The sequence below is a fragment of the Variovorax sp. GW822-FHT04E09 genome, assembly GCF_058800845.1.
Genome location: NZ_JBXAMR010000002.1, coordinates 48,939 through 73,417, shown reverse-complemented (window position 1 = coordinate 73,417; position 24,479 = coordinate 48,939). Strand labels below are relative to the sequence as shown.

18 protein-coding genes and 1 other RNA gene are annotated in these 24,479 nt (G+C 62.7%); 9 read left to right on the top strand and 10 right to left on the bottom strand.

Annotated features, from left to right (window positions below; all coding sequences use genetic code 11):
* The first annotated feature begins 5 nt into the window (after nucleotides 1-5).
* The 3 genes from AC1RL8_RS07805 to AC1RL8_RS07795 are packed head-to-tail and all read left to right on the top strand — an operon-like array spanning nucleotide 6 to nucleotide 4,000.
* The gene (locus tag AC1RL8_RS07805) at nucleotides 6-1,400 is read left to right on the top strand and encodes an MmgE/PrpD family protein (RefSeq protein WP_492684917.1); all 1,395 of its coding nucleotides are present in this window, start codon (nucleotides 6-8) and stop codon (nucleotides 1,398-1,400) included.
* Nucleotides 1,400-3,007 carry a GMC family oxidoreductase gene (locus tag AC1RL8_RS07800; RefSeq protein WP_492684916.1) on the top strand — a complete coding sequence of 536 codons (1,608 nt, stop codon included), beginning with the start codon at nucleotides 1,400-1,402 and terminating at the stop codon, nucleotides 3,005-3,007. The genes AC1RL8_RS07805 and AC1RL8_RS07800 overlap by 1 nt, the downstream gene beginning before the upstream one ends.
* Nucleotides 3,008-3,016: 9 nt before the next feature.
* Nucleotides 3,017-4,000, top strand: coding sequence for a Bug family tripartite tricarboxylate transporter substrate binding protein (locus AC1RL8_RS07795; RefSeq protein WP_492684915.1), 984 nt, complete (start codon nucleotides 3,017-3,019; stop codon nucleotides 3,998-4,000).
* Between the two features lie 410 nt (nucleotides 4,001-4,410).
* Here AC1RL8_RS07795 and AC1RL8_RS07790 read toward each other — a convergent pair whose 3' ends face one another.
* The 4 genes from AC1RL8_RS07790 to AC1RL8_RS07775 form a co-directional block, all read right to left on the bottom strand.
* Nucleotides 4,411-5,409, bottom strand: a complete 999-nt coding sequence (locus AC1RL8_RS07790; RefSeq protein WP_492684914.1) for a Bug family tripartite tricarboxylate transporter substrate binding protein — start codon at nucleotides 5,407-5,409, stop codon at nucleotides 4,411-4,413.
* Nucleotides 5,410-5,446: 37 nt separating this feature from the next.
* On the bottom strand, nucleotides 5,447-7,051 hold the full coding sequence (locus tag AC1RL8_RS07785) for a GMC family oxidoreductase (protein ID WP_492684913.1): 1,605 nt from the start codon (nucleotides 7,049-7,051) through the stop codon (nucleotides 5,447-5,449).
* A 106-nt stretch (nucleotides 7,052-7,157) separates the two neighbouring features.
* Nucleotides 7,158-8,048 (bottom strand): LysR family transcriptional regulator, encoded by an 891-nt coding sequence (locus tag AC1RL8_RS07780; RefSeq protein WP_492684912.1) that lies wholly within the window; start codon nucleotides 8,046-8,048, stop codon nucleotides 7,158-7,160.
* Between the two features lie 55 nt (nucleotides 8,049-8,103).
* Entirely contained in the window at nucleotides 8,104-8,592 is a 489-nt protein-coding gene (locus AC1RL8_RS07775) for a nuclear transport factor 2 family protein (RefSeq protein ID WP_492684911.1), read from the bottom strand.
* A gap of 386 nt (nucleotides 8,593-8,978) precedes the next feature.
* Here AC1RL8_RS07775 and AC1RL8_RS07770 point away from each other — a divergent pair, with 386 nt between their 5' ends.
* Nucleotides 8,979-10,298 carry a porin gene (locus tag AC1RL8_RS07770; RefSeq protein WP_492684910.1) on the top strand — a complete coding sequence of 440 codons (1,320 nt, stop codon included), beginning with the start codon at nucleotides 8,979-8,981 and terminating at the stop codon, nucleotides 10,296-10,298.
* Nucleotides 10,299-10,589: 291 nt separating this feature from the next.
* On the opposite strand, the gene AC1RL8_RS07765 is transcribed toward AC1RL8_RS07770, so the two are convergent.
* The 6 genes from AC1RL8_RS07765 to ompA form a co-directional block, all read right to left on the bottom strand.
* Nucleotides 10,590-13,313 (bottom strand): AAA domain-containing protein, encoded by a 2,724-nt coding sequence (locus AC1RL8_RS07765; protein WP_492684909.1) that lies wholly within the window; start codon nucleotides 13,311-13,313, stop codon nucleotides 10,590-10,592.
* Nucleotides 13,314-13,746: 433 nt separating this feature from the next.
* On the bottom strand, nucleotides 13,747-14,991 hold the full coding sequence (locus AC1RL8_RS07760; protein WP_492684908.1) for a tyrosine-type recombinase/integrase: 1,245 nt from the start codon (nucleotides 14,989-14,991) through the stop codon (nucleotides 13,747-13,749).
* A gap of 259 nt (nucleotides 14,992-15,250) precedes the next feature.
* Nucleotides 15,251-15,635: a transfer-messenger RNA gene (gene ssrA / locus AC1RL8_RS07755) on the bottom strand.
* Between the two features lie 12 nt (nucleotides 15,636-15,647).
* Nucleotides 15,648-16,322, bottom strand: coding sequence for an HAD family hydrolase (locus AC1RL8_RS07750; protein WP_369631991.1), 675 nt, complete (start codon nucleotides 16,320-16,322; stop codon nucleotides 15,648-15,650).
* Nucleotides 16,322-17,050 carry a bifunctional 2-polyprenyl-6-hydroxyphenol methylase/3-demethylubiquinol 3-O-methyltransferase UbiG gene (gene ubiG / locus AC1RL8_RS07745; RefSeq protein ID WP_492684907.1) on the bottom strand — a complete coding sequence of 243 codons (729 nt, stop codon included), beginning with the start codon at nucleotides 17,048-17,050 and terminating at the stop codon, nucleotides 16,322-16,324. Before ubiG ends, AC1RL8_RS07750 begins: the two co-directional genes overlap by 1 nt.
* A 129-nt stretch (nucleotides 17,051-17,179) precedes the next feature.
* On the bottom strand, nucleotides 17,180-17,830 hold the full coding sequence (gene ompA, locus AC1RL8_RS07740; protein WP_062468651.1) for an outer membrane protein OmpA: 651 nt from the start codon (nucleotides 17,828-17,830) through the stop codon (nucleotides 17,180-17,182).
* Nucleotides 17,831-18,054: 224 nt separating this feature from the next.
* Here ompA and gyrA point away from each other — a divergent pair, with 224 nt between their 5' ends.
* Genes gyrA through AC1RL8_RS07715 form a run of 5 tightly spaced genes read left to right on the top strand, consistent with a single transcriptional unit; the run spans nucleotide 18,055 to nucleotide 24,479 of the window.
* Nucleotides 18,055-20,700, top strand: coding sequence for a DNA gyrase subunit A (gene gyrA, locus AC1RL8_RS07735; RefSeq protein ID WP_159275243.1), 2,646 nt, complete (start codon nucleotides 18,055-18,057; stop codon nucleotides 20,698-20,700).
* Entirely contained in the window at nucleotides 20,697-21,284 is a 588-nt protein-coding gene (locus tag AC1RL8_RS07730) for a DUF2059 domain-containing protein (protein ID WP_235926701.1), read from the top strand. The genes gyrA and AC1RL8_RS07730 overlap by 4 nt, the downstream gene beginning before the upstream one ends.
* Before the next feature lie 6 nt (nucleotides 21,285-21,290).
* Nucleotides 21,291-22,421, top strand: coding sequence for a 3-phosphoserine/phosphohydroxythreonine transaminase (gene serC / locus AC1RL8_RS07725; protein ID WP_492684906.1), 1,131 nt, complete (start codon nucleotides 21,291-21,293; stop codon nucleotides 22,419-22,421).
* Nucleotides 22,422-22,445: 24 nt separating this feature from the next.
* Complete coding sequence (gene pheA / locus AC1RL8_RS07720) at nucleotides 22,446-23,567, top strand: prephenate dehydratase (protein WP_159275245.1); 1,122 nt, start codon at nucleotides 22,446-22,448, stop codon at nucleotides 23,565-23,567.
* Nucleotides 23,568-23,585: 18 nt separating this feature from the next.
* The gene (locus tag AC1RL8_RS07715) at nucleotides 23,586-24,479 is read left to right on the top strand and encodes a prephenate dehydrogenase (protein WP_159275246.1); all 894 of its coding nucleotides are present in this window, start codon (nucleotides 23,586-23,588) and stop codon (nucleotides 24,477-24,479) included.

Sequence of the window (24,479 nt, the reverse complement as noted above, 5' to 3'; positions counted from 1 at the left end):
GAATCATGGCCGCACCCGTCGCAGTCGACCCCAACCGACCCCAGGGCCACGCCCGCCGTCTGCTCGAGCTGTTGCATGCCCTTGGCAACGATGCGCCCGTGGCGCCCATGGAGAAAGCGCGCTGGTGCTTGCTCGACGCGCTGGGCTGCGGCCTGCTTGGGGCTCACCAGCCGTGGGGAGTCATCATGACGACTGAGGTGCTGGCAGATGGCGCGCATGGCGCGTGCAGCATTCTCGGTACGACTCACACCACTGCACCGGCACAGGCAGCGCTATGCAATGGCACGGCGATCCACGGCTTCGAGCTCGATGACCTGTTGTCCGAGGCGGTAATCCATCCGGGAGCGGTGATCATTCCGGCCGCGCTCGCTGCGGCGCAGACCTGCGATGCTTCGGGCGAGCAACTGCTGCGCGGCATCGTCGCCGGCTACGAAGCGACCGCTCGCATCAGCATGGCGCTGGGCATGGAAGCCTCGCAACGGGGCTTTCACAAGACCAGCGTGGTGGGCCCGGTGGCCGGTGCGATCGCAGCCAGCGTGACGATGAAGCTTTCTCTCGAGCAGATGGTGAACGCCGTAGGTTTGGCGTGTTCCTGCGGCAGCGGTGTCAAGAATTTCGCGACGGGTTCTGCCGGTATGGTCAAGCGCATGCACGCGGGCCGCGCCGCTGAAGCCGCCGTGCGCATGACGCTGCTCGCCCAGCGCGGCTTCACCGCACCGCCAGCGGCCATCGATGGCTCCTACGGCCTGCTCGACGCCTTCAGCGGCAATCAGGCGCAGCCGCAGCGGCTGGACGCCGCCTGGGGCGAGAAATGGGCCGTTGACGACGTGTGGGTCAAGGTGTATCCCATCTGCGGCTGGATCCAGGGCGTGGTGCAGATCCTGAGCGCGATGCGCTCGGGATGCGGCTTCACTGCAGCCGACGTGGAGAACGTCGTCGTCGCCACCAGTTCATTCGCAGTGAAAAACAACGCGAACGTCGACGTGCGCGACACCATGGACGCGCAGTACAGCATCCCCTATTGCGTCGCTGTGGCGCTAGTAGGCGACCCGATGAACCCCGAAGAGTTCGCGACACCACACATCTTCGACGCTGTGCGACAGGGAATTGCGCAAGACGTGGAGCTACAGGTAGACCCGATAGCCGACCAGGTATATCCACGCCAATTTGCGAGCCGCGTGGAAGTGCGCTTGAAAGACGGCCGCACGTTGTCACGTAGCACGCTCGATCCTCATGGCACGCCCGCTGACCCGTGCAGTGTGGATGAGCAGATCGGAAAGTTCAGGAAACTGGCGCGCCTCTCGGGGATAGTCAAGGACTTGTCAGGTGCGATCGACATCGTGCGCACATTGGAATCGCGTCAAGTCAGCGAACTGATGCGTGAACTGCGGAAAGCCTGATGGAAACGTTCGACTACGTCGTCGTGGGCGCGGGGTCCGCCGGCTGCGTCGTGGCGCGACGCCTGTCCGACGATCCCACTGTGCGCGTTCTTCTGCTCGAAGCGGGCGCACAGGCTCGCGGATTCTGGACGCGCGTCCCCGCAGGCATGGGCAAGATGTTCAGCGCGAACCCGTTCAATTGGGGCTATACCACCGAGCCCGTCCCGGGCCTGAACGGTCGCTCGCTTTTCTGGCCACGCGGAAAAACGCTGGGAGGCAGCAGTGCGATCAACGGCATGGTGTTCACGCGCGGCAACCGGCAGGACTACGACAACTGGGCCCGCGCTGGCAATGCCGGCTGGTCATGGGACGAGGTTCTTCCCTACTTTAAGGTGCTCGAAGACAATCAGCGCGGTGGCAACGACGTGAGGGGCGCGGGCGGGCCACTCAGGATCAGCGACCCTGCACTTCGCTCACCGGTGGTCGATCAGTTCATCCTCGCGGCGCAACGGCTGGGCGTTCACCTGGTGGAGGACCTCAGCGTTCGGGGTGTAGAAGGCGTCGGCATCCTGCAAGCGTCGATCCACAACGGTAGGCGGCAGTCCACCTACGACGCGTACCTTGAGCAGGTACGCGAGCGCAGTAACCTCGTGATTCGCACGGTGTCGCATGTATCACGCGTCGTGCTGGCTGATCGCATCGCCACTGGTGTAGAAGTGATGGACGGCGGCCAGTTGCGCACCATCCATGCGGCCCGGGAGGTTGTGCTGTGCGCAGGTGCGCTCAATTCACCGCAGTTGCTGATGCACTCCGGCATCGGCGATGGCGATCAGCTTCGCTCGCATGGCATTCCCGTCGCATTGCACCTGCCCGGCGTGGGCAAAAACCTGCAAGATCATCTCTCGGTGAACGTGAAGGTGCGCACGGGCCCAGGTGTCTCACACAACCGGCATCTGAACGGCTGGCGCAAGTACCGCGAGGGCGTTCGCTACCTGCTGGCGAAGAACGGCTACCTTGCGTGCGGCGCGACGCTCGCTGCGGCCTTCACACGCAGCCATGCCGGGGCCGACTACGCGGACCTGGAACTGGGCTTCAGGCCGATCAGCTTCAGCTACTCGCCTTCAGGGCAAGTGACGGTGGATGACATCGATGCGGTTAGCGTAGCCGTTTTCGCATGTCGTCCGGCATCGCGCGGCGAGGTGAGGCTCGCATCGTCTGATCCGCTGCAGCCGCCCGTACTCCTTCCCAACTACCTCGACGATCCGGTTGACCTAAAGGCCATGCTCGCGGGTATCCGACAGATTCGCGAGCTGCTGCGAATACAACCCATCGCCGCCTCGATCGAGGCCGAACTGCTACCCGGACCGCAGGTCACCAGCGACGAGCAACTCACGGAATTCATCCGCAATACGGGCAAGACGTCCTTCCACGTGTCAGGCACCTGCCGGATGGGCTGCGACTCGATGGCCGTGGTAGACCCGCAGTTGCGCGTGCGCGGCATCAACCGCCTACGCGTTATCGACGCTTCCATCATGCCCACCGTGACCTCGGGCAACACCAATGCCCCCACGATCATGATCGGCGAAAAGGGTGCAGCCCTGCTCAAGCAATTCCCACCGCATGTTTAGAAGGCTCCCATGTATTCGTCCACAAAGAAACTTACCTGGCTGGCCGGGGCAGCATTCGCGCTAGCCCTGGTGAACGTGGGCCCGGTCCGTGCGCAAGGCTACCCCACAAAACCGATTCGCATCCTGGTGAACACTGCGCCCGGCGGCGCGGTGGATGCGACCACGCGCCTGGTCGCTCAGCACCTGTCCGAGGAACTCAAGCAGAGCGTTTTCGTCGAGAACAAGCCGGGCGGCGGCGGCCTACTGGGCATCCGGACGGCGAAATCAGCGCCGCCGGACGGCTACACGCTGCTCGCTGTATCGTCCACGATCACCATCCTGCCATCGATCCGGAAAGATCCTGGCTACGATCCGCTGAAGGATTTCATCCCCATCGGGTCCATGGTGCGCATGCCTTTTGTCCTGGTCGCTCCGGCGAATCTTCCGTACAAGGGGGTGCAAGACATGCTCGCTGCAGCGAAGACGTCCCCCGGCAAGATCAACTTCGCCTCCGCAGGGCAGGGATCAACCACGCACCTGGCCGTGGCGAAGCTGTTCAAGGATGCCGGTCAGGAGGCGACGCACGTGCCGTACAACGGGAACGGTGCCGCCATGGCCGACCTCCTTGGCGGTCGCGTGGACCTTCTCTTCGAGCAATACGGCGTCGCCCTGCCGCACGTCAAGGCCGGCCGCTTACGCATGCTGGGTGCCAGCACGGCTTCGCGCATGGATGCGGCGCCCGATCTCCCAACGGTTGCCGAGCAAGGCGTACCCGGCTACAACTACGTGGTGTGGAATGGAATCTTCGCACCGACGGGCACGCCGAAGGAAGCGGTACAAAAGCTCGACGAAGCCCTGCGTCGCGTGCTGGCAAAAAAGGAGGTGGCCGACCGCATCCGCAGCGGCGGCGACGAGCCGCTCCTGATGAGCTCGCGCGACTTCCACAACTTCGTAGCCGGTGAAGTGGTGAAGATGGAAAAGCTGGTCAGCGACCTACAGCTTCCGAAGGATTGATCACAGGCATGCGGCCCAGAGGGCCTGCACTCTCACTCCGAAGAGAGGAGCGCTATCTCGGCCGCGCATCCGGCCCATGTGCGCCGGGTCCGGATTCATGCAACGAAGAGATGATGCGAGGTGTCGGCACCGTTCAAACCCGAAGCCGAACCTGCCCGCCTCGTGGTCGAGGACCGTTAGGGTCGGATGAGAATCAAGGATGCGATCCAGTACAGCAGCCGTTCCGGCCGCTCCTCTGCTGCGAGGCATACGGCGATCAATGGCAACTGCAATGGACGCGCACGAGCGGGGGCAGATCCCGCCGTCCGGTGTGCCTGATTCGCGAGGCTCGGCGGAGCATTGCCGCTGCAAGCGACGTTGCGCCAGTCAGGGCCGCGAGGGAATGGGCTCCATGGACGCAGAGCCCGTCGTCAGCGGGATGCTGAAGCCGCAGCCGGCGCATTGCGGATCAGGTCCACCATTCGCTTCCAGCGGGCCGCTTCCGCAGGTGCTTCCGCGGCGATCTTCCTGTAGTCGGCCACGTCGGAATACATCAGAGGCCCCTTGAGGTGCTCGAGGAAGTGTGGGGTCTGCGCGATGCGCGTCACTTCATCGGACAGTCGGTGCTGCACTGCAGCAGGGATGCGTGCCGGTGCCATCAACGTGATGAAAGACGAAATCTCGAAGCCGGGCACGCCGGCCTCAGCCACTGTAGGGACGTTCGGAAGAGCTTCCAGACGTCGCGCTCCCGTCACCGCCAGAGCGCGCAGTCTCCCAGCCTGCACCAGCGAGAGAACGGAGGCCGGCCCCTGGCACGTGAGGTCCACGCGGCCACCTGCCACATCGGTCACCGCTGTCGTGGTTTCGCGATAGCCGACATGACGTGCCTTCGTAGTACTCGAATCATTCAGCGCGACCATGCAGATGTGGGCGGTGCTGCCCACGCCCTGCGACGAATACGTAATGAGGTCGGGCTGCATCTCCATCGCCCTCAGTAGGTCCTTGAATGTGCGGTAGGGTGAGTCCGCGCTCACGACAATCGCCTGGGAGACGCGGGCCACACGTGCGATGGGACTGAAGTCGGTCAACGCATCGAACGGAGGCGGCTGCGCCTCGGACAGCAGCGCCGTGAGGTACAGCGGAATGCCCGCCATGATCAGCGTGTAGCCATCGGCTGGCGACTTGGCCACCGAGGCATAGCCGATCAACCCCCCTGCACCACTGCGGTTCTCGACCACGACTGCGGTGTTCAACTGCTTCGCCAACGCATCGGCCAGCGCGCGAGTCACCACATCGATGCCGGTTCCCGCGGATGCGGCTACGATGATCTTGATCGGCCGAGACGGAAAGGCCTGGGCCCTCGTTGCTCCCGCTACGAACAACGGCAGCGCGCAAGCCGCCTTGACCATCCTTCTTCTGTCTGAACGCATTTCGTCTCCTTGTCTGTCTGAGGCTGAATCGATCTCGTTAAAGCCTGGCGTCCTCGGCGAGCAGGGCGGCCCCTTTTTCGCCGATCATCATCGAGGGCGCCGCCGTGTTGCCCGAGGTCAGGGTCGGCATGATCGACGCGTCGATCACGCGCAAGCGCCCGACGCCACGCACGCGCAGGCGATCGTCGACCACCGCATTCCCATCATTTCCCATGCGGCATGTACCCACGGGGTGGTAAGCCGACTTTCCGTTTTTTCGGATGAACCCCGCTAACGCATCGTCCGTGCGAAGCGACGGGCCAGGGGAGATTTCAGCCTCGACAGCACCTGCGAGCGGCGCTGCGGCGAAGATCTGCCTGATCTGGCGAATGCCCGCGATGGTGGCACGCATGTCGTCGGGCGCGGACATGAAGTTCGTGTGCACCTCAGGAGCCTGCATCGCGTCGGGGGATTTCAGGAGAATCTCACCTCGCGACGAGGGGCGCACACGGTACACGTTCGCGCTCACTGCTGGCGTGGGATCGACCATCACAAGCCCACTGGGCGCATAAGTGAAGGTGATGGGCCGAAATCCGATCTCTAGGTCCGCATAGGCAATCTCGCTGCTGCTGCGCGTAAAAGCCGCCGCTGGCGTGGAACTCGCGGTGAGATAGCCCTTGCGCACCGCAACGTACTTGAAGCCTTCCCAGTATTTACGCCAGCCACTCAGGTCGGGGTTATACGACCAGCCCCTGCGGGCGCTGACCTTCACGTGCACGCTGCAATGGTCCTGCAGGTTCTGCCCCACGCCGGGTGCGTGCACCTGGGCCGCGATGCCCATGCGCGAGAGATGATCACCGTTTCCAATGCCCGAGAGCATGAGGAGTTGGGGCGTATTGAGGGCTCCAGCAGAGAGGATGATCTCGCGCGTGGCGGACACGTGGCGCACCATGCCGCCTTGCAGTATCTCGACGCCTCGGGCCTCCCGGTTCTCAAACAACACGCGCCTCACATGCACACTGCTCCACACAGTGAGGTTGGGACGAGAGCGCACCGGCCCGATGAATGCTTCGTAAGCGGTCTGCCTCAGGCCGCGGTGGATGGTGGCCTGAAGCCTTCCGACACCTTCTTCGCCGGCCACGCTGAGCTCCTCTTGGGGCGTGATACCGCACTCGGCAGCAGCTTCTATGAAAGCCAGCACAGCACGCGACATTGGCGCCACGTCACCAACCCTCATCGGACCGCCCACGCCGCGGAACTCGCTGGCCCCGCGAGCGTTGTCTTCCAAGCCTTTGAAGTACGGCAGCACATCGTCCCAGGCCCAGCCGCGATTGCCCAGCGACGCCCAGTGGTCGTAGTCGCGACGGTTGCCGCGCGTGTACACCATGCCGTTGATCGCGCTGCTCCCTCCGAGTGCCTTGCCTCGCGGCGACGGGATGAGCCGGCCATCGAGTTCAGGATTTGGCTCGGTCATGTAGCGCCAGTCGAAGCGCTCGGCACCGATCACCTTGGCCATTCCAGCTGGCGTGCGGATCCAAAAGTGATCGGGGCGTTCCCCCGCCTCGATCAGTAGTACGCGCACCGTGGGATCGTCCGAAAGACGTCTGGCCACAATACAGCCCGCGGAACCCGCGCCAGCAACTATGTAATCCCAACTCTCCATGCGCTCGGTATCTCCTCTGGTGGCCGACCACGCCGACCTGATCGCATGTTCGATGGGCCCGGCACTTCGGTCCAATCGATTTTTCCAGTGAGCTGAACGTTCGCGCCTATAACGCTCTGATCACGTCCCTTGCGCAATCAAGAAACTGTCGAAGTGCGGGCGACATGGACGACGCATTCCAGACGAGCGATGCAGGAGCGTCAAGCGGCTCGCCGCTGATCGGTGCGAAGCGAACACCAGACCACCCCAGGCGAGCAAGGGAGCCGGAAACCACCGCCAAGCCGCGGCCCTCCGAGACCATCGCCACCATCGTGAGCCAGTTGCGAATCGAGTGGACGAACCTCGGGTAGATGCCTGCGTTGTGAAAGAGGCCCACTACGGCGTCGTGACTCATCGGGTTGACGTCACGGTTGAACATGAGAAAAGTCTCGCCCCTTACCTCATGCAACTCAATGATGGGAAGCTGAGCCAGTGGATGCTGCACGGGCATGCAGAGCACGAAGGAATCCGGCTCCATCGCCATTGCATCTAAGTCCGGGTGCGATGGCGCTGCGTACATGAATCCGGCGTTCAGACGCGCACGACGCAAGCGATCGATCTGCTCGTTCGATGGAATCTCATGCAGCGCCACCTCAATGTCGGGCGCTCGACGTTGGAATTCGTTGAGGATACGAGGGATACCTCGCAGAATGAGCGTTCCGGCGAAGCCGATGTCGAGCCGCCCGGCCATGCCGCGGTCCACTGCCACCGCAACATTCCGGGCCCGTGAGACGGCATCGAATACATGTCGCGCTTCGACGAGGAACGCCGCGCCGGCGGGTGTCAGTTCCACCTTCGTCTTGTCCCTGTCAAAGAGCAACACACCTAGCTCCTCTTCGAGCGACTTGATCGCACCGCTCAAGGTCGGCTGTGTGATCGCGAGCTTCGCGGCTGCACGGCCGAAGTGCAACTCCTGTGCAAGGACAGTAAAGTACCGCAGGAACGCAAGTCGCATCATTTCGCGACTGTCGCGTGCCTCACGGCCGTCCCGTGCGACGCCGCCGGAGCCCCGATCAGGCTGACGCACCTGTTGCCATCACTCGTTGAGCGAGACTGGATGCGAAGGTTGGCTCCGCTTCAAAGCTCCAATCGAGTGTGTGGCGACGCTGTGCAATGCGCCATTCCCCACTGTCCTGGCGCAACTGATCGATGTATCGCAAGCCTCGCACAGCCATCTGTCCAGAGATGTTTTTCGGTGGAATCATGAACGCGATGGCGTAGGTCTCGGTATCCGCAAGGTCACCGTCCAGACGTATCAGGTTGAAGTTGCCCATGAAATGCATGGTCAATTGCATTTCACCAGCGGCAATGCGCTTGAACGTCTTGAGAGAACCGATGACAGCATCGATGCCCTTCTCCGGCGCCCGCCCGTCGTACAGAACCTGAGCATCTTCGGAAAAACAGCTGCGCACCAACGCCTTGCTTCCGCTGTCGATGCCTCGGAAGTAGCGCGCAATGACGTCCTGGATGCACGCCCGATGCCCAAGCATCTCCAAGTCCATGCAAGTCTCCGGTTAGGAACAGGCTAGGAACAATACACCCATTGAAACAATATTGGCACTTGTTTCAACTATCGGAACTTGCATTGAAAGTGCTTTCTTGATCGGCCCGCAATCAGAGCGCCACGACGAAGCCGCGGCGGAAGAACTCATCGAGCAGTGCTTTGGGGCTGCCGCAGGCCGCTGCCATTCGGTATCACAGGGTCATGGCTCACCGTGCTCGGCGTGCTGCATGCGACTGCAGTCATCCTCATGGAGGAAGGCTCCATCGGGTTCGAGCGAAGCCACAGGCTTTCGAGTTTGCCGAAGGCTAGCAGGAACCCTGAGCGATGCGATGAATGTGGAACCTAGTATTCCGGCGCTGCGAACCCCCACTAGGAAACAAACTCATGCAGAAATCACTAATCACACTGGCAACGCTGGCTGTCGCCGCATCGGCGTCGGCCCAATCATCCGTGACCATGTTCGGCGTCGTCGACGTTGCCGTCAGCCGCTACAGCGTTAAGAGCGAGTGGTACAACAACACCGCCAACCCCTTCCTGCTTCCACCGCCCGGCCAGCCGGCGAGCGTCAAGCGAAGCCAGACGGCCATGTCGCAGGGCAACCTGGCCACTAGTCGCCTGGGCTTTCGCGGCACCGAGGATCTCGGCGGCGGCCTGGCTGCCGGCTTTTGGCTTGAAGGCCAGATCAATCCGGACGACGGATCGCGCGGCCCCCAGAACTTCAATCGCCGCTCCACCGTCAGCTTGTCTTCAAGCACTCTCGGGGAGCTGAGGCTCGGTCGCGACTACACGCCTTCTTTCTGGAATGACACCGTGTTCGATCCACTCGGCGGCGTGGGAACCGGTATCAGCCTGATCAATACAGTTTTCACCAACCTTGCTTCCGTGCGCGGAGCCGCGACCACGGCCAATCCGGGCGTCATCAGCTTGGGTGGTTCTGACTCCTACGTGCGCACCAGCAACTCGATCGGCTACTTCCTGCCGCCCAACCTCGGCGGTGTCTACGGCCAGGTGCAGTACGCGCTGCACGAGAACGTCGATCAGAGCAACGTAGCGGGCACTCCGAGCAAGAAGGGGCGCTACTTCGGCGGACGCCTGGGTTATGAAAGCGGGCCTTTGAACGTCGCAGTAGCGTATGGCGAAAGCACGGCAGGCGACTTCACCGCGGTTACGCCTGCAGGCCTGCCCACCGGTGCGGGCTTCGAAAACAAGATCAAGAGCGCTAACCTGGGTGCGTCCTATGACTTCGGCGTAGTGAAACTGTTCGGCGAAGTATCGGTGGCACGCGATGAGCTCAAGTCCAGTGTGCCCTTCGCGGGCCAGCCGTTCACAACAACTGAAAAGGACAAGTACACGGGCGGCCTGATCGGTGCCACGGTGCCAGTGGGTCCCGGGCTCATCCGTCTCGCGTACCAGCGTGTCAAGTTCAAGAATGACCCGGGCCTGACACCGCCAACGCCTTTCGCATCCAGCCGGGATGCTTCGGCGAACAAGATCGCCATCAGCTACGTACACAACCTGAGCAAGCGTACTGCGCTATATGCGACGGCTGCCCGCATCCGCGTGAAGAATGGCGAGAACAATCCCGCGATCATGGGTGCGACCGCGCTCGGCTCGGCGCAGTATCTTTCCACCGGCAACGGTGTGACGGGCTACCGGCCGCGCAGCGCAACCGGCTTCGACTTCGGCATTCGGCACGCGTTCTGAGCGCAAACCTGCCCCGCCCTCACGGGGTCCAGGTCCCGAAACACAACCAGAGAGAGTTTCCCGCAGAGTTGATCGCAAGTTTCTCCACGGGTTCGGGCCGGGCGTTCTGCGCCCGGCTTTTTTCCACCTCGGGTCCTCTAAAAAGGAATGGACTACTCAGTGGTGCAATGGGCCTCGAGGGGAAAAGATGCGATGGGGTCGGAGCCATACATGCCTCATGCCCCTAAAAGGCAATACCACTTTCGCCGGCAGCCGGCTGGACACATGGGGAACAGGTAGCCACAAGGTTCTTCACGCGCTTGAAACGTTGCCTGTCCACTGGGCCAGAAATGCGGCGACCCTTTCTCTGATGTGACTCTCGACAGTTCGCAAGCGAAGCAAGGGAATGCCGCTCTTTTCCAAGATGCTGTTCTTCAAGGCATCTCGCTCGGCCTGATCCAGTCTGTCATGGGATGCGCCATCGACTTCGATCACGCCCAACGGCATCTTTCCTACCTTGAAATACAGCACAAAATCACAACTGGCGCGGTGCGCCATGAACGCCCGCTCTCGATCCGTCAAGGCGGGATTGCTGGATAAGGCCACCTTGTTTAGAGCGATCTGGGAGTGGAAGGTCAGCCCCTGGCCGGATGCTTCCGACATCGCCTCCCGTAACAGTTGCGCCAAGATCTGCTCGGACTTGTAGCGTGAATCAGCAGGCCGCAGCTTGGCATTGAGCGATGCCAGGGATTGGTCGTATTCTTTGTACAGTAGGTCAAAGGCAGAAACCACGGGAGCGCGACGCACCTGCCCATCATCCGCATAGTAGGTGACGTACCGTATCAAAGCGGCGATCGACCCGTTGCTGACGGAAAAAACGTCGTCGCCCGTCACCAGGGTGAACCGGTTTTTTGCCCTGGACACCGCCACGTTGACCATGCGCGGATCATCCACGAAATCCAGCCGAGCCTGGCTGCTGCGCTTCTTATCCAACACGGTAGAGAAGACGATCTCATCGCACTCTCGGCCCTGAAACTTGTGCACGGTCTCTTTGATGAAATCCGCTGGCAGGTGCGTGCTTGAGAGCGCGACTTGGGCGCGAAAGGGCGCGATGAAACCCCTGCCATCCTCGCCCTGCCAAAGACTTTCCCCTGCATCGTCGAGTGCTTTGAGCAGCGAGTCCAGTTCTCGCAGATTCGTGTTCTTGCGGGTGTGATTGCCCTTGGACGTGATCACCAGGCGCAAAGCCTGCTGGCCGTCGTCCTGCGTCATCGGAATCAGGGCGTTGTCATAGAACTGCTGGTTGCAAAACTGGATGATTCTGGGGTGGCATCGATAGTGCTCCTTCAGCAGTGTCTTGGGCAGCGCCTCTTTGAAGACCCGGAGGCACGAGTCGAGCAGACTGTGCTTCTCGCAATCCCAGTCATCAGCGGGCGCCGCTAAGCCCAACGTCACAGGAATGTGCGCCAACTGCCTGCCGTCGCCGACGACCACCAGGTTCTTCGCGCACCCCAGTGCCAAGATGCCCGGAACGATGTCCTGCTGCGAGGCCTCGTCAATGATGACGTAGTCGAAAATCGCTCCCTCTTTGATCGAGTTGACGATGGAGTGTGTGCTGCTGCCAAAGATCGGAAAGCGCTTTAGGAACGCATCGAAATTTCGATGGTAATTCCCTACTTCGAAAGTTTGGGAGTCCTGAATATGCGCATGAAGATGGCTCTTCAAATATCGCATCGAACCCGCTGTCAGTTCATCCAACAGAGCCTTGAATTCGCCACGTTCCAACGATGCCCGGCAAGCAGCCAGGGTCGCCTCTTTCTCCCGCAAGGCTTGATCGTAGTAGTGAAGCTGCAAGGCATGGATGACGGATTGGCGCCTGTCCCCATTGCCGAAAGGCTCGGTTCGGAAGATCCTGAAGTTGAGCAGCAGCGCGATCCTGTCCTGAAGCCTGATTCGCTGCTCAGCAAGATGGGACAGGTAGGCCATCAGGTCTGTTGTTTTGCGTGGAGACAGCCCGTACTTGCCCAGAGATGGCGAGGCCTGCACCCCGTTCTCGCGCTGCCACTGCAACAGATAGCGCCGTTCGATGACCAGTTCGTCCACTTCGGCCTGCAGTTGCGCGGCCGTGTTGTGCGCGTGCAGAAGGTCTTTCAACTGTGCCAGGATTGCTTGTATGCGCGCCATCGTGGGAGGAGGTTCAGGAACATCCGGCGGCACGGTCGGCATACAGGCGAAGAATCTCTCTCGATGCTCTTTGCTCCCGAGCCGAGCGACAAGGTAATCCAACCCAGCCTTGCCCAGCTTTTCATACACGTTCTCTACAGCCGCGTTGTTGTTGGACAGAACCGCGACCGTTTTCCCGCGCACCACGACATTGGCGATGATGTTCAGGATCGTCTGCGTCTTGCCTGTGCCCGGCGGACCTTCGATCAAGCTGACTTGCGAAGTGAAAGCCTCCTCGACCGCCACGAGCTGGCTTGCGTTCACGCCGAACGGATAGATCAGGGGGGTCACCAGCGCCTGTCGGGCGAGCTGCCTCGTGCAGTAGCCATTCAAGACGGTGCCCGAGTAGGCCGGCAACCTCCCCAGCTGGCGCACCACATTGGCGGCGATCTGCTTCTGCACCGCTGAGGTGGCTCGCTGCTCCCGTGCGTTTGCCACGGCAACGAAGTAGTGGAAGATCGCTTCGTCCTTCATCGTGGTCTGAGGAACAAAGTCGATATCGCCCAGCTTCCTGACATAGGGCTTGGAATTTCCGGGCGAGTGGACGACGGCGTACTTCTCGCCGTAGATCACCACCTTGTCGATGGGCGTGACAACCGCACTGCCCTTTCTCATCAGCAAAATCTTTTCCTGCTCCCGGCTGGGCGTAACGCGGCAGTCGCTGAGTGGTCTGGAGAATGATTTGCCGGAGTGGAAGTGGCAGGTCAGCGTTAAGGCCGCACGCTGTTCATTCCATCGGATCTCCCAGTCACTGATTTGCCGGGTCCTGTCTTCGCCCTGGACGTAGATGGAAACACGGATCTCTTGCGTCATGCGTCCCTAATACAAGTTCGATCGAAGCCCGGGAACATCTGCCACCTCGAAAGTCGAATCCTCTGATTTTTCGAGTTGGGGGATCCATCTTGCCATCACTGCATTGGGGGCGACACGATGTGCCGCTCAACTGCATCATCAAATCTGTGTCTCTGTTGATCAGGCGTATGCGTCGGGCGAAGTCAGTGGGCTGCTGCCGGTCTCATAGACATCGACCCAAGCTTTTTTAGCTTTCTCGAACTCTATCGGACTGACGTAGCCGTGGCACTACTGCACCGTTAGCCCGCGATCCAAATCGACGATCTCCACCTATCAGGTTGGGGACGACTGGCAGTTGGTGAGCTGAGTTAGCGGTCGCGACAAAGGGCCTCCTGCACACCCGGCCGCAGGCCCCTGCATTGCAGGGCTCTTGAGAACTCGCCCATGCCAGTATTCAGGCAGCACGCGATTTGAAGGGCACCACGACAGCTCCGTCGCGCAAGCCGTCCAGGTAGTCAGCCCAGTGTTGAATTTGCTGGAACCGCTTCGCCAAGTATTGCGTGCGGTTGTAGCTACGACCATTGGAATCCTTTACGGCGTGCGCGAGGTTCGCTTCAATCGCCAGAGGATCCAGGTCGAGCTGATCAACCATCATGGTTCGGGCGCTGGCTCTGAAGCCGTGCCAACTCTGCTCCTTACCGACGCCCAGGGCATAGAGAGCCGTGCGTACCGAGTTGTCGGACATGGGTCGGTCATGGTCGCGCTGGCCCGGAAAAACGTAGCGGCCGCGCCCGGTCAATGGCTGGAGTTGGCGCAACAGATCAACAGCCTGTTTGGGCATGGGCACGATGTGGGGCTCGCCTTGCTCTTTCTCCTTCACCCCGCGCTTCATCTTGGCGCTGGGGATAGTCCATAGTGCCGTGTCCATGTCCAGTTCAGCCCATTCCATCGTGCGCAGGTTAATGGGACGCTGATACAGAATCGGTGCTAACAATAGGGCCGTGCGCACCACCGGCCCGCCCTTGTAGGCGTGCATGCCGCGTAGTAGTTCACCGAATCGCTGCGGCTCCACAATGGCCGGAAAGTGCGTGCCGCGGTACGGCGTGAGGCGCTTTTGGAGCCCTTCGGTGATATTGCGCTGCCGTTTGTCAGCAGTGGGCAACCAGTACGCGTATACCTGCCGCGCCAACATCAGCGCGCGGTCGGCCGTCTCGTTGGCACCCCGCTCCTCGATCTTCTGCAATACGGCCAGCAGTTCCATGGACTCGATCTCATCCATGCGCCGGTCCCCCAGCCAGGGAAAGAGGTCTCGCTCAAGCTGTCGCTTCATCCGCTCAGCGTGGCCCGGACTCCAATTGCCAACCTGCTTGTCGTGCCATTCCAGAGCGACGGCCTTGAACGTGTCCCCTCCTTCACGCCACCCCTTGAGCTTCTCGAGTTTGCGAGCCTGGATGGGATCCACACCAGCAGCCCTCTGCATCTTGGCCGCATCTCGGGCTTGACGGGCAGCCGTCAGTGTGACAGTCGGATAACTGCCGAGCGCCAGCTGCTTTTCCTTCCCATCGACCCGGTACTTCAGAAACCAGCGCTTTGAGCCTTGCGGGCTAACTTGGAGGTACAGCCCGCCCGCATCGGCAAAGCGCGCCTGTTTACGATCAGGCGGACACGTGGCGTTGCGGCATCGGACATCGGTCAACATGGGGTACAGAACTCCGGGACAAGCGGGGGACGGACTGGGAACCAGTGGGCCAATCGTGCCCCCAGCAGGGGATTGAGGCAATTTAAGGGGGTACAGAGAGGAAATTCTACGGTTTTTGCCTCGCCATACCCCCATCCGCACCCCCACTTCGCTCTGGATGCAGTCGGACTGCATCACACTCACCTGGACAGTAAGTCGTTGATTTTCCAAAGAAAAAAGGCGTCCATCGGATTCCGATGGACGCCTTTGGACAGTGTGATGGTGGAGCTGGGGGGATTTGAACCCCCGTCCGCAAGCCTTCATCGCGCAGTTCTACATGTGTAGTGATCTGATTTGAGTCTCGCTTCCGGAGTCGCGCAGTCACACGCTAAACCGGACGCCAGCACCCTATTTTCTCGCCCCGACCCAAGGTACCCGGATCGGAGCCAGCCCATGTAATTATCCTTGCAGCCGGGAGGTCAGGATTGCTCCAGACCCCCTTGCCCAGCCCATCGGCCAACTGTTGCAAGGCTCACTGGCAATTAAGCAGCGAGTGCGAAACGTTCGTCGTTTGCAGTTAGTTTGTTTGAATCTGTTTTACGAGCGCATTCAGCTCGACATGCCCCGCTGCGACTCCGAACCCACGTCGAAACCAGTGCAGCCCCAAGCGACTCATTTTAGGCGCTATTGAGTAACTTCAAGAGCTCCAGGGGCGAAGAGATTGAGGCATCGGCTTTCCACAGCACCGCATCGGCCTGCGAACCCATGTAGCCGTAGGTGGCCGCCACGGTTCCCATGCCTGCGGCGCGGCCCGCGATGATGTCGCGCTCGTCGTCCCCCACGTAGATGCAGGCCTCGGGCGCCACGCCGAGACGGCGCGCCGCCTCGTGCAACGGCTCGGGGTGCGGCTTGGCGAACGGCGTGGTGTCGCCGCTCACGATCGCGCCGGCGCTCGCGAAGAGCGGCATCGCAGCGGTCAGCGGCTCGGTGAAGCGGGCCGACTTGTTGGTGACCACGCCCCAGCGCAGGCCGCGCTCGCGGATCGCCTCGATCAGCGGCGCCACACCGTCGAACACCAAGGTGTTGAGCAGCATGCGGCGTTCGTAGCCGACGTAGAACTCCTCGCGCAGCGCATCGAACTCCGGCGCATCGGGCGTGATGCCGAAGGCAATGCCGAGCATGCCGCGTGCGCCGGCGCCGGCCATCGGGCGGTAGCGCTCCAGCGGGTAAGGCGCCAGGCCGCGGTCGGTGCGCATCTTGTCGGCCGCCGCGCCCAGGTCGGGCGCGCTGTCGATCAGCGTGCCGTCGAGGTCGAACAGGATGGCCTGTGTGGTCGTGCTCCCGATCTTCATCATCCCTGCGCCTTCGGCAGCGCCGGCTTCTGGGTCGCGAAGAGGTAGTTGACGCTGGTGTCGGCGCTGAGCCAGTAGCGGCGGGTCAGCGGGTTGTATTCCATGCCCCGGGTATGGCGCAGGTCCAGGCGGGCGGCGCGGCAGTAGCCGGCCAGCTCGCTGGGGCGGATCAGCTTGGGATACTCGTGCGTGCCGCGCGGCAGCATGCCCAGGACGTACTCGGCGCCCACGATCGCCAGCATGAAGGACTTCAGGTTGCGGTTGATGGTCGAGAAGAACACCCAGCCGCCCGGCTTCACCAGGGTGGCGCAGGCCTGGATCACCGACGCCGGATCGGGCACGTGCTCCAGCATTTCCATGCAGGTAACGACATCGAAGCTGCCGGGCTGCTCGGCAGCGAGCGCCTCGGCACTGATTTCGCGGTACTTGACGCCGCGCGTCCCGGCTTCGAGGGCGTGCAGTTGAGCGACCTTGAGCGCCTTGGTCGCGAGGTCGACGCCCAACACGTCAGCGCCCTTGCGCGCCATCGAATCGGCCAGGATGCCGCCGCCGCAGCCGATATCGACCACGCGCTGGCCCGAAATAGGCGCAATACCGTCAATCCATTCCAGCCGCAATGGATTGATTTCGTGCAGCGGGCGGAATTCGCTCTCCAAATCCCACCACCGATGTGCGAGCTCCGAAAACTTGGCCAGTTCGGCCGGGTCTGCATTCACGTTTTCTGTCATGGGCCAATTATGAAGCGAGCAAAGCCCGGCTCGAACGCAATGGGCTTGCATCGGGCACGGCCGCAAATACCGCAGGCATAAAAAAACCCCGCCGAGGCGGGGTTTTCATTCGTCGATGGAATCGATCGATCAGTTGGCGCGGGTGCCAACCACTTCGATTTCCACGCGACGGTTCTTGGCGCGGCCTTCCTTGGTGCGGTTGTCAGCCACAGGCTGCTTCTCGCCCTTGCCTTCGGTGTAGACGCGGTTGCGTTCGATGCCCTTCGAGACCAGGAAGGCCTTGACGGCTTCGGCGCGACGCACCGACAGACGCTGGTTGTAGGCGTCAGTACCGATGGAGTCGGTGTGACCCACAGCGATGATGACTTCGAGGTTCACGCCACGGATCTTCTCGACCAGGTCGGTCAGCTTGGCGCGACCTTCGGGCTTCAGAACCGACTTGTCGAAGTCGAAGAAGGCGTCAGCAGCGAAGGTGACCTTCGAAGCAGCGACTTGTGCGGCAGGCGGAGCGACCGGAGCGCCAGGCGTGGGAGCCACAGCAGCCGGAGCAGCCGGAACCAGGGCGCCGTCGCAACCGGCGGCAGCCGTTGCGGGCGTCCAGTTGGCATCGCGCCAGCACAGTTCGTTCGTGCCGTTCTTCCAGACCAGTTCGCCGGTGCCGTTTTGCCAGTTGTCGATCGTAGGACCGCCGTTCGCAGCGGTGACACGGGTCTGCGCGCCGGCGGCAGTGGCGAGCGCAGCGACTGCAAACATCATCGCCACTTTATTCAGTTTCTTCATGGTTCTCCTCTTGGGGAAAAAGCCGCAGCCGCGCTGCGAATCAAGGACGCTTTAAGTGACCACCACCCAAAACGTTGAGACGATTGTGCCATAGGGTCTTTGGCAAACAGGCCGCTGGACGCCCCTGAAGCGTAGGACGGAGGCGGAATAGAGCCCTTGTGTTGCGGCGGTGCGACACCCCTCACAGCGTAAAATTTCGCCTTCCTGCCGCCAGCCTCTTGCTCATGACCTCCTTCGCCAAAGAAACCCTGCCCATCAGTCTCGAAGAGGAAATGCGCAGCAGCTACCTCGATTACGCCATGAGCGTGATCGTCGGCCGGGCGCTTCCCGACGCCCGCGACGGCCTCAAGCCGGTGCACCGGCGCGTGCTGTACGCGATGCACGAGCTCAACAACGACTGGAACCGGCCGTACAAGAAGTCGGCCCGTATCGTCGGTGACGTGATCGGTAAGTACCACCCGCACGGCGACCAGTCGGTCTACGACACCATCGTCCGGCTGGCCCAGGACTTCTCGATGCGCCACATGCTGGTCGACGGCCAGGGCAACTTCGGGTCGGTCGACGGCGACAACGCCGCCGCAATGCGTTATACGGAAATCCGGCTGGCCAAAATTGCGCATGAAATGCTGGCCGATATCGACAAGGAAACTGTCGACTTTCAGGACAATTACGACGGCTCCGAAAAAGAACCGAAAGTTTTGCCCAGCCAGCTGCCGAATTTGCTGGTCAATGGCTCCGGCGGTATTGCGGTCGGCATGGCCACCAATATCCCGCCGCACAACCTGAATGAAGTGGTGGATGCCTGCCTGTATCTGCTGCGCAATCCGCAGGCGAGCATCGACGAACTGATGGAAATCGTGCCGGCGCCCGACTTCCCCACCGCCGGCATCATCTACGGCATCAACGGCGTGAAGGACGGCTACCGCACAGGCCGCGGCAAGGTCGTGATGCGCGCCAAGTGCCACTTCGAGGACATCGACCGCGGCCAGCGCCAGGCGATCATCGTCGACGAGCTCCCCTACCAGGTCAACAAGAAGACGCTGCAGGAGCGCATGGCCGAGCTGGTGCACGAGAAGAAGATCGAAGGCATCAGCCATATCCAGGACGAGTCCGACAAGTCGGGCATGCGCCTCGTGATCGAGCTCAAGCGCGGCGAAGTGCCCGAGGTGGTGCTCAACAACCTCTACAAGCAGACCCAGTTGCAGGACACCTTCGGCATCAACATGGTGGCGCTGGTCGACGGCCAGCCCAAGCTGTGCAACCTGAAGGACCTGATCGAGGTCTTCCTGCAGCACCGCCGCGAAGTCGTCACGCGCCGCACCGTCTTCACGCTGCGCAAGGCCCGCGAACGCGGCCACGTGCTCGAAGGCCTGGCGGTGGCGCTGGCGAACATCGACGAGTTCATCCGCATCATCCGCGAATCGCCCACGCCGCCGGTCGCCAAGGCCGAGCTCATGACCCGCAGCTGGGACAGCAAGCTGGTGCGCGAGATGCTCACCCGTTCGCGTGCCGATGGCGGCGTGATCAACGCCGACGACTACCGCCCCGAAGGCCTGGAGCGCGAATACGGCATGGGCGGCGACGGCCTGTACCGCCTGTCGGAAACGCAAGCGCAGGAAATCCTGCAGATGCGCCTGCAGCGCCTGACCGGCCTCGAGCAGGACAAGATCGTTGCCGAGTACAAGGACGTCATGGCCGAGATCGACGACCTGCTCGACATCCTGGCCAAGCCCGAGCGCGTCTCGATCATCATTGGCGACGAACTCGGCGAGATCAAGCAGGAGTTCGGCCAGTCGAAGATCGGCGCCCGCCGCAGCCTGGTCGAGCACAGTGCCTACGACCTCTCGACCGAAGACCTGATCACGCCGACCGACATGGTCGTCACGCTCTCGCACAGCGGCTACATCAAGAGCCAGCCGCTGGGCGAGTACCGCGCGCAAAAGCGCGGCGGGCGCGGCAAGCAGGCCACGTCCACCAAGGACGACGACTGGATCGACCAGCTCTTCATCGCCAACACGCACGACTACATCCTGTGCTTCTCCAACCGCGGCCGGCTGTACTGGCTCAAGGTGTGGGAAGTGCCGGCAGGTTCGCGCGGCTCGCGCGGACGCCCCATCGTCAACATGTTCCCGCTGCAGGAAGGCGAGAAGATCAACGTCGCCCTCGCCCTCACCGGCGAGAAGCGCAACTTCCCGGCCGACCAGTACGTGTTCATGGCGACCTCGATGGGCACGGTCAAGAAGACGGCGCTCGACGAATTCAGCAACCCGCGTAAGGGCGGCATCATTGCCGTGAACCTCGATGAAGGCGACTACCTCATCGGCGCGGCGCTCACCGACGGCAAGCACGACGTGATGCTCTTCAGCGACAACGGCAAGGCCGTGCGCTTCGACGAGGAAGACGTCCGCCCGCTGGGCCGCAACGCCCGCGGCGTGCGCGGCATGTCGCTGGAGCCGGGCCAGGGCGTGATCGCCATGCTGGTGGCCGAGGACGAGCAGCAGAGCGTGCTCACCGCCACCGAAAATGGTTACGGAAAACGCACAAGCATTACCGAATACACGCGTCATGGCCGCGGAACCAAAGGCATGATCGCGATTCAACAGAGTGAGCGCAACGGCAAGGTCGTTGCCGCCACGCTCGTTCATGCGGACGATGAGATCATGCTCATCACCGACAAGGGTGTGCTCGTGCGCACCCGTGTGGCCGAGATTCGCGAACTGGGTCGGGCGACGCAAGGCGTCACGCTGATCGGGCTCGACGAAGGCGCCAAACTCAGCGGGCTTCAACGCATCGTCGAAAACGACGCGGTCGGCGAAAGCGAGCCGGACGCAGACGACACTTCCACATCTTCAACGGAGAATCCTCAGTGAAAAAACAACTCAAGCTCGCACTCCTGACCGCTGCCCTCGCTGGCTCGTCCATGGCCGCCATGGCCCAGGACAAGGCCACGCTGATCAAGCAGTTCATCGAGATCCAGCGCCCCGGCATCGAGTCGCTGGCACGCGGCCTGATCGAGCAGTCGAGCGCCCCCATCGCGCAAGCCGGTTCGCAGTACCTGCAGACCCAGGTGCCCGAAGCCAAGCGCGAATCCGCCGCCAAGGCCGCCGACGCCGAGCTGAAGAAGTACTTCGACGACGCCTACCCGCTGGTGCGCGACAAGGCCGTGCAGATTGCCCCTGGCGCCCTCACGCCCATCCTCGAGCAGAACTTCAGCGAAGACGAACTCAAGCAGCTGCTGGCCTGGATCAACTCGCCCCTGAGCAAGAAGTACCAGGAACTGAACCCGAAGATGCAGACCGCTCTGACGGAAAAGCTGGTGACCGAAACCCGCGCCACCATCGAACCCAAGATGCGCGCACTCGACACCAACGTCGCCAAGGCCCTCGGTGCTCCGACCGACGGCGCAGCAGCTCCCGCCAAGGCGCCCGCCGCCAAGGCTCCCGCCAAGAAGTAAAGCAACGTGACCCAGCAGCAGACGCCGGCCGGCAAGCGCCCCTACAACTTTTCGGCCGGTCCGGCTGCCATGCCGGAGGCAGTGCTGCAACGCGCCGCTTCCGAGATGCTCGATTGGCAGGGCAGCGGCATGAGCGTGATGGAGATGAGCCATCGCGGCAAGGAATTCGGTGCCATCTGCACCCAGGCCGAAGCCGACATCCGCACGCTGCTGGCCATCCCCTCGCACTTTCACATCCTGTTCATGCAGGGCGGCGGCCTCGGCGAGAACGCCATCGTGCCGCTGAACCTGTCGCGTGGCGGCGTTGCCGACTTCGTCGTCACCGGCAGCTGGAGCGCCAAGTCCCACAAGGAAGCGCAGCGCTACTGCACCGCCCGCGTGGCGGCCAGCAACGCCGACAACCAGCACACGCAGCTGCCCGATCCCGCCAGCTGGCAGCTGTCCGCCGATGCCTCGTACGTGCACGTGTGCAGCAACGAGACCATCAACGGCATCGAGTTCCAGCAACTGCCCGACCTGGCCGCGCTCGGCAGCAAGGCGCCGCTGGTCATCGATTTTTCTTCCCACGTCGCCTCGCGCAGCGTCGACTGGAGCCGCGTCGGCCTGGCCTTCGGCGGTGCCCAGAAGAACCTCGGCCCCGCCGGCCTGACCATCGTGGTCGTACGCGACGACCTGCTGGGCCATGCGCTCGAGATCTGCCCGAGCGCGTTCAACTACAAGACCGTGGCCGACAACCACTCCATGTACAACACCCCGCCGACCTGGGGCATCTACATGGCAGGGCTCACGTTCCAGTGGCTGCAGCAGCAGACCGAAGGCGAACTCACCGGCATCGCCGCCATGGAGCAGCGCAACATCGAGAAGGCGAAGCTGCTGTACGACTTCATCGACGGCTCCGACTTCTACGCCAACCGCATCGACGCCAACTGTCGTTCGCGCATGAACGTGCCGTTCTTCCTGGCCGACGAGGGGCGCAACGAGGCCTTCCTGGCCGGCGCGCGCGAAGCCGGACTGCTGCAGCTCAAGGGCCACAAGTCGGTCGGCGGCATGCGCGCGAGCATCTACAACGCCATGCCGCTGGCAGGGGTGCAGGCCTTGGTGGCCTACATGAGAGAATTCGAGCGATCGCATGCGTAGGCGCATGCCCTGTTGCTCGCACCGATGACCGCCTCTGCCCCCACACCACCTACCTCCCCCGACAATTCCGAAAGCCTGGCCGGTCTGCGCGTGCAGATCGACTCCCTCGACCAACGGCTGCTGAGCCTGCTCAATGAGCGCGCCCATGTGGCCGAGCTGGTCGGCGAGGTCAAGAAGCGCGAAGGCACGCCCTTCTTCCGCCCCGACCGCGTCGCCGCGGTCATCGACAAGATGCAGAAAAGCAATGGCGGTCCGCTCAAGGACCTCCATGTCGCAGCCATCTGGCGCGAGATCATGTCGGCCTGCCTAGCCCTCGAGTCGCCTCAGCGCGTGGCCGTGCTCGGCCCCGAGGGCACCTTCTGCGAACAGGCCGCCATCGAGTACTTCGGCGGCGCCGCGGACCTGATCTACTGCGCCAGCTTCGACGAGGTGTTCCACGCCACCGCCGCGGGCAGCGCCCAGTACGGCGTGGTCGGCGTCGAGAACTCGACCGAAGGCGTGGTCACGCGCTCGCTCGACCTGTTCCTGCACTCGCCCACCCATGTCGTCGGCGAAGTCAGCCTGCTGGTGCGCCATCACCTGATGCGCAGCAGCAATTCGCTCGAAGGTGTCGAGGCCGTGCTGGCCCATCCGCAGGCGCTGGCGCAGTGCCAGACCTGGCTGTCCAAGCACCTGCCCAACGCCGAGCGGCGCGCCGTGTCCAGCAACGCCGAAGGCGCGCGCCTAGCGGCCACCAACCCGGCCTGGGCCGCGCTGGCCGGCGAACGCGCCGCCACCCGCTTCGGCCTGCACATCGTGGCGCATGCCATCCAGGACGATTCGTACAACCGCACCCGTTTCTCGGTGATCTGCCTGCCGCAGACGCTGGCCATGCCGCCGGCCTCGGGCAAGGACTGCACGAGCCTGATCGTCTCGGTGCCCAACCGCCCCGGCGCGGTGCACGACCTGCTGGTGCCGCTGAAGGCCAACAACGTGTCGATGACGCGCTTCGAGTCGCGCCCCGCGCGCACCGGCCAGTGGGAGTACTACTTCTACATCGACCTCGACGGCCATCCCTCGCAGCCCAACGTGGCCGCGGCGCTGGCCGAACTGCGCGGCCTCTGCGCCTTCTACAAGGTGCTCGGCGCCTACCCGATCAAAGCCTGAGCCGAACGGACCGACGCGATGTTCGAGCAACTGGGATTGATCGGCTGCGGCCTCATGGGCGGCTCCTTTGCGCTCGCGCTCAAGCGCGCGAAGCTGGTGAAACGCGTGGTGGGCTACAGCAAGTCGCCCTCCACCACCGAGCGGGCGCGCCAGCTCGGCGTGATCGACGTGGCGGCGCCCTCGGCGCTGCTGGCGGTGTCGGGCGCCGACATCGTGCTGCTGGCCGTGCCGGTGGCCGCGTCGGAAGCCACCTTCAAGGCCATCCGCCACGGCATCTCGGCCGACACGCTGGTGATGGACGTGGGCTCGACCAAGGGCGACGTGATCGAGGCCGCACGCAACGGCCTGCAAAAGCAGTTCGCGAACTTCGTGCCGGCGCACCCGATCGCCGGCAAGGAAGTCTCCGGCATCGAGCATGCCGAAGCCTCGCTGTTCACCGGCCGCCAGGTCGTGCTGACCCCCGTCAAGACCACGCTGCGCTCCAACGTGCAGCGCGCGTCGCAGGTGTGGAGCGGCATCGGTGCCAACGTCGTCACCATGACGCACGAAGAGCACGACGCCGCCTTCGCCGCCGTGAGCCACCTGCCGCACCTGCTGGCCTTTGCCTACACCAACGCGCTCATCGGTCAGCCGCAGGGCGACCGCTTCCTGAGCCTCGCGGGACCGGGCTTTCGCGACTTCTCGCGCATCGCCGCCAGCGACCCCGTCATGTGGCGCGACGTGCTGCTCGCCAACCGCGAGCAGGTGCTGCAGCAGTCGCAGGCCTTCCGCAAGGCGCTGGAAGACCTCGAGACGCTGATGACCGCCGGCGACCTGCAGGGCCTGGAGCAATCCATTGCCGCCGCCAGCAAGGCACGCGCCGCCTGGAAGCCGAACTCGAGCACCGACGCTCTGGCCCAGCAGGACAGCTGA